This window comes from Candidatus Acidiferrales bacterium (assembly GCA_036514995.1).
Classification (GTDB): Bacteria; Acidobacteriota; Terriglobia; order Acidiferrales; family DATBWB01; genus DATBWB01.
On sequence record DATBWB010000143.1, the window covers coordinates 1 to 5,490 of the forward strand.

Sequence of the window (5,490 nt, forward strand, 5' to 3'; positions counted from 1 at the left end):
GCCCGCCGCGGCGGGCAAGAGGGCGGGGACGCTAAAGCCTCTCACAGCATCTCCAATTTAATTATATAAGGGGTGTCAAGGGAGTGCCGAGTGGCGGGTGCCTCGCCCCGATAGCTATCGGGGCAAGTGCCGGGTTTGGATTGGCCCGGTGCGGCGAGAAGGCGGGCAAGCCCCGATCTCCATATCAAGTCTCAAACAGTGATCGGGGCAAGCCGCAAGTTGCGAGCGGAGAGGCGCGAGAGTGGTTCGGCAAGCTCACCACAAGAGGATGCTAGGCTCGCTCGTCCCTTGCCCCGATATATCGGGGCGAAGGCTTCGGGGGCACCTGCCACCGAAGTGAAAACTTACATATCGGCTTCTTCCCCTCTCCTGAAAATCTCGCGAAGTGCGTTTCCCTGTTGTCGCTTTGCCACATTTTGATGGTTCGGCAAGCTCACCACAAGTGGTTCGTGGGTGCCGCCCGCCGCGGCGGGCGGCATGAGGGACGGCCCGGAAGATCGAAAACGAGGAGGTGAGACCCAGGCAGGTTAGCCTAGAACCTGTGGTGAGCCCGCCCCTTCGGCTTCGCTCAGGGCGGGCGCGGCGGGCCTGCCTGCCCTGCCTGCCGCAGGCAGGTAGAGTCTCCGGCGCACCACCGGAGACCCAGGTATCCGCGCATCTCCAGCGGAGAACAGTTAATGGATGCAGCCCATGTAACATCTCCCAAACCGCTCTTGTACTGCTTTCCGTAGCTCTTCTGGACAAGACTCCGCGACATGAACGGCATATGATCCGGTATCAAGCGTAAACCCTTCAATTGGGTCGGCGTCCAAATCAATCTTGTCCATAGTAAAGAAGTGGTAACGAAGTGTAGCCCACATCTGAAACCCAAGATCGATGTCCAGATCGGGATCGTAACCTGAGTTCGGCCCCGCCTTGACAGTCTTGCTTATGATGCCAAGTGTCTCGAGCAGCATGGTCGACATGGTGTGAGCAGCGAGATCGGCCATTTGTAGTCCGCCAACTAAGCGTGAGTCCCGATCCACGTGAATTTCGCACATATTGGTCAGCCCCAACTGGTCAACTAGGCCCAAGCGATCTTGAAATGTGATTCCTTCATCAAAGTACACCTGGTGGGGTCCAGCCGTCAGGGCATTTGCATGAAGAATCTTACTCAAGCCCTTTAACGCTTCCGATCCCAGGCTACTGCGTTCACTAGTTGGAACAACGACCAAGCCCAGCTTCACGTTCCCAAGCAAGTCCTTCAGGTTTTCTCGTAGGGATCTTTGCGTCGGATCAGCGCTCATCTTGGCGCTGCTTTTAAACTCATCTTTTCCCGCCGTAAGGCCAACAGTGGTCAGCTTCTGGAAGACGTAGGGCGTCAAGTCTCTCTGCGAATACACGTAAGAGCCGAGAATGAAACCAGCGCGCTCATGGATGCTTTCGTCAATGTAGAAGTAGCCCACTGATATTACACTCGACCAGGGCTAACCGCTGGCGCGTCAGTCGCCACCAAGCCGAACACAGCAAGGCCAACTGGTCGGCAGCACGTACGCGTTGGGAGCAATCTTGTTTTTCAAGCCGCTATTTCTTGTTCAAATCCGGTTCCGACTTGCATTCCTCTCGTATGCGTGCCAGGGCGTAGAGCTCCAGACGTGATACTTCGCCCATCTTTCGTAAGTCATCAGGTTGTCTTTTGTTCTTGTCTGTTATACAGGGGACTGAGATAGCGGCCACGAAAAAGGTCTTTCGATTGGGGAGTTGGCTGTAGGGTGTACTTCTGTTCGTTTCGAAAAAGCGATCTGCTCCGCTGTGATGTTTGCCATCTTCTAGGCCATCAATAAACTGCTCAAGTCTCTTTGCCACGCCCGCATGGCTCATTCCTATGTAGTACACCTTGTCTTCGGTCACTGTCTGACCGGATAGGTGTTCATCAGAATAGGCAATCAGATAGACCCCAGGGTACTGTGCGTCTTCAAGATCTTCATATGACTCGTGAAGGTTGACCCATTTCTGTGCGAACAACTTCTCCAAAAGATGGTCAATTGCGGGTATCGGTCTTCTCAATTTGCTGTCTTCGTGGTCAAGCTTACTGTTTGGCTTTTTAGTGGCGACGACCCGAAATCCCAAGCCGATAAAAACCTGATTTGCTGATTTCTTTCCTTTTCCGCCGCTGAAACTACTGCGGGGGCGATTGATTGCTAGGCTCAGCAAGTGCTTTGGCGGATATGACTTTGACTGATAGACCACGGCATAGCCCAAACCTGCGTCGTTGACGCTGACTCGGTACTTCTGATCATAGTCTTGCATTGCGGCAAGAATCATCTCTCTGGTCACGATTATTTCGTCCTTGCCAACCTTGAAGATCGTGCTCATATGTCATTCGCAGAGAACGCCTGACGCCTTAGCTAACGGGCGCGCAGTCTTTTGTCGCGTCTAGGTTGAGTGCGGGGTTAGGCTCAGCTGCCCGCACTAGCACCACCCCCGCCCAAGAACAGGCCCGCACCAATCATGTACCCAAGATCGTAAAAGAAGCCTGAGTTCGGAAATGCATAAATCCGGATATCCAAGAAAATACTTCCGATGAAACTGAATAGAATCGTGAATCCGTGAATCAACCCCGAAAGGAACCCGGGGGATCATAGGCTGCTGGCGTTGGTTGGTGGGCACAACCAGCCAAGATCAGGGCGCCGCAGAAGAAAAGGAGAAGCGCCCTGTAGTGTGCGAGGAACTTGAGGATACCAGACTTCATGGCGCCCCCTATCGGTGAGCCTGAGTACGAGGTAGATGGCCTAATCAATCGGATCTTTTAGATCAAGAACGATGTATGGCATCCTTGCCTCGTTCGGAATCATATAGTCAAATCAGCAGGCATTTCGCAACAACAAAAAAGACAGCACCACCACGGATGAACACGCAAATAAGCTCTTCTTAGTTGAACTTGGGTGCACAGGCTGCACCAGGATGCAGCCCGCCGCGGCGGGTTGAGAGCGGGGTGAGAGCGCAGGGCCGGTGTAGCCCGACCGTAGCCCTCACCCACAAAAAGGGCGCTCAAGGGGGTCTCCGATGATGATTCGGCAGGCTCAGGGCCAGGAAGATTTGGGGGGTTCGCAAGACTCACTCTTACCACAAGGAGATGACCAGAGGCTCGCCGCGGCGAGGCCCGTCCTGAAGCGTCGGGAGCGGCTGGTTCTCTGTTCCCTCAAGCGATCGCCAGCAGGACGCAGAAAAACCCCTTTGGGTCATTCCGAGCGAAGCGAGGAATCTGCTTTTGAGTCGGAAGAGGCTTAAGGAAGAGGCTCAGGAAAAAGCATCCGCCGCGGCGGACTCGGGTCGGCAAAGTGCGCCAACCCTCGGAATGACAACCACGAAGCGTTCTTCAGCACCCTCTGGGCGTTCCCGCACACGGAAAGGCCACAGGCAAGAATGAGTCTGTGTGGCAACTCGACTTGTTGCACCTCAGCGGCTGAAGCCGGATTGAGCGCGCTGAACTTACGGCACGACTCCCGACTGCGTCGGGATAAATTCCGTCGTGCCCTGACGCAAAACACGAGTTGTCACACACACTGAAGAATGCCTGTGCTACTTAGTGGGACTTACTGCGGCTGTTGGGAAGGACACAGGCAAAGGGCACAGGCAAGAATGCCTGTGCTACCGGGCTTTTCCTCACAGGGACCGCAAGAACTCGAGCAATGCCTTCCGGTCCGCCTCAGAGAGTGCATTGAACTTATCGCGTGAGGCCGCACCCTCGCCACCGTGCAATCGAATTGCTTCCTCGATTGACCGAGCGCGACCATCGTGCAGGAATCGTGGTTCGCCCTCCTCGATCTGTTCCGACAAGCGCAGCCCCATTAATGGCTCGGTGCGGAATTCGGACGGCGTGGCCAGGCCCAGGCAGATGTCGGCCAGTTCGGGCCCCATGTCGTGCAGCAACAGATCGGTGTAGGCTGCCACTTCTTTGTGGCTGAGCGCCTTCACAGGATGGTCGCCGGTCTTCAGCTTCGCCACGTGACAGCGGGCACATCCAATGTTAGAGAATATTTTCCGGCCACGCTTGCCCTCTTTGCTGAGCTTGAGCGGATCGGGCGGGGCAAGGAACCGCACGAAAGCATCCGTCAAGTCAATAGCCTCCTGGTTGATCTCTGGTTCGGGAACGGGATCCACTCCCTCGGGGATCGGGTTTCCCCCGATGGTGTTCTCGTCAGGCACAGCCGGGTTCGTGACGCTTTGCTCGATGGCAAAGGCGCCGTTGTTGAATTCCCGCAATGTCGGCACGAGCGCTTTGCGACCGAACCGGCCGAGCCGCCCGTCAAAGAAGCGATTGGGGCGCCCCGAGATACCGTCGCCATCGCGGTCATCCGGATCGGCCAGAGCCAGGATCGTGGCCTCGGGCACGGCATCGAGTAATCCAAAGCCGAACACGTCCGGGCTGGTTCTCAAACCCCTTCCAGTAGCCTCTGCGGGAAAAGGTTCGCTGTCGATGCCGAGGGCAGCTTTGAGAGCGGGTGTAACTTGCTGCTGGATGACCGGCCCGCCCTTCTGAACCAGCGGATCGCAAAACGCACCCTCCTGGAGGAATGCACTGGCGTGCACCTCGACTTCCTCACCAGGCCCGCCCGCAACAGGACTCTCATGACACTGCGCACAAGCTGCCGCGTTGAAGAGTGGGCCCAGGCCTGTCTCAGGGGTAAAGACGCGCTCGAACACGGCGCGTCCTCGATTGAATTGATCGCGCTGCTCGGGTGTAAGCCCGTCGAGTGGGTCGCCGAGTTTTGGTGCTTTGTGACAGGCGGGTGCCAACCATAAGCTTCCGAGGATGGCCAAACTCACAAGAGCGGTGGCTGCCCGGCTCAACGCTTGTCTCCCGTGCGGGCGAGCCGAACCGTCTCGATGTTCGCCGCTAGATTGCGTTCAGCGGTCTTGCGGTACTGAATGCGAACTATGTTCCCGCGCTTGAGGTCGCCGAGCTGGCCCGCCGTCCCTGCGACCGTGATGTGGCAGGTTGGCTCCACTTGCATCCGCACGACCCACAGCGCGTGCCCGACGCCGGTGATCATCTCGAGCGTTCGTGCTTTCGTGTCAACCGCCCCCACGGTTGCCGTTAAGCTCTGGCCTTCCGCAGAGGGAGCTTGGGAAGTTTGCGAAGGCGATAGGGCTGCCCTGGAAGCGCCGACGAAAAAACAGATCACTCCTGTCGCCGCAGCAAAAGCGGACAGCTTCTTTGGGTACTTCATCAGACCCTCCCCTTGACCTTCGACCATTCTGGCTCCGCTGTGTGGCGGGGTCAAGAACAAAGACGATTCTGATTTTGGATGGCGAGGGCTTTTTTGTTCGAACGCGGTGGGGATGTGGCCTCCCAAAAAGTTTAGCAGGGTGATGAAAAAGGCCCGCTCCCGTCATTCCGAGCCCGCTCTGCGGGAGAGGAATCTGCTTGTGAGTCAGAAGAGGCCCAAGAAAAAGCATCCGCCGCGGCGGACTCGGGTCGGCAAAGTGCGCCAACCCTCGGAATGA

The 5,490-nt window shown here is 56.8% G+C and carries 4 protein-coding genes; all 4 read right to left on the bottom strand.

The window, feature by feature from the left end:
* Positions 1-674 precede the first annotated feature (674 nt).
* Positions 675-1,445: a hypothetical protein gene (locus VIH17_09885; GenBank protein ID HEY4683543.1), complete on the bottom strand. Its 771-nt coding sequence runs from the start codon at positions 1,443-1,445 to the stop codon at positions 675-677.
* Between the two features lie 118 nt (positions 1,446-1,563).
* Positions 1,564-2,355, bottom strand: coding sequence for a hypothetical protein (locus tag VIH17_09890; protein HEY4683544.1), 792 nt, complete (start codon positions 2,353-2,355; stop codon positions 1,564-1,566).
* A 1,290-nt stretch (positions 2,356-3,645) separates the two neighbouring features.
* On the bottom strand, positions 3,646-4,833 hold the full coding sequence (locus VIH17_09895) for a di-heme oxidoredictase family protein (protein HEY4683545.1): 1,188 nt from the start codon (positions 4,831-4,833) through the stop codon (positions 3,646-3,648).
* The gene (locus tag VIH17_09900; GenBank protein ID HEY4683546.1) at positions 4,830-5,213 is read right to left on the bottom strand and encodes a hypothetical protein; all 384 of its coding nucleotides are present in this window, start codon (positions 5,211-5,213) and stop codon (positions 4,830-4,832) included. The genes VIH17_09895 and VIH17_09900 overlap by 4 nt, the downstream gene beginning before the upstream one ends.
* Between the last annotated feature and the right edge of the window lie 277 nt (positions 5,214-5,490).

Excerpts from the sequence above, each read along its gene's own strand:
- VIH17_09890 (HEY4683544.1), bottom strand. The coding sequence starts at position 2,355 with ATGAGCACGATCTTCAAGGTTGGCAAGGACGAAATAATCGTGACCAGA.
- VIH17_09900 (HEY4683546.1), bottom strand. The coding sequence starts at position 5,213 with ATGAAGTACCCAAAGAAGCTGTCCGCTTTTGCTGCGGCGACAGGAGTG.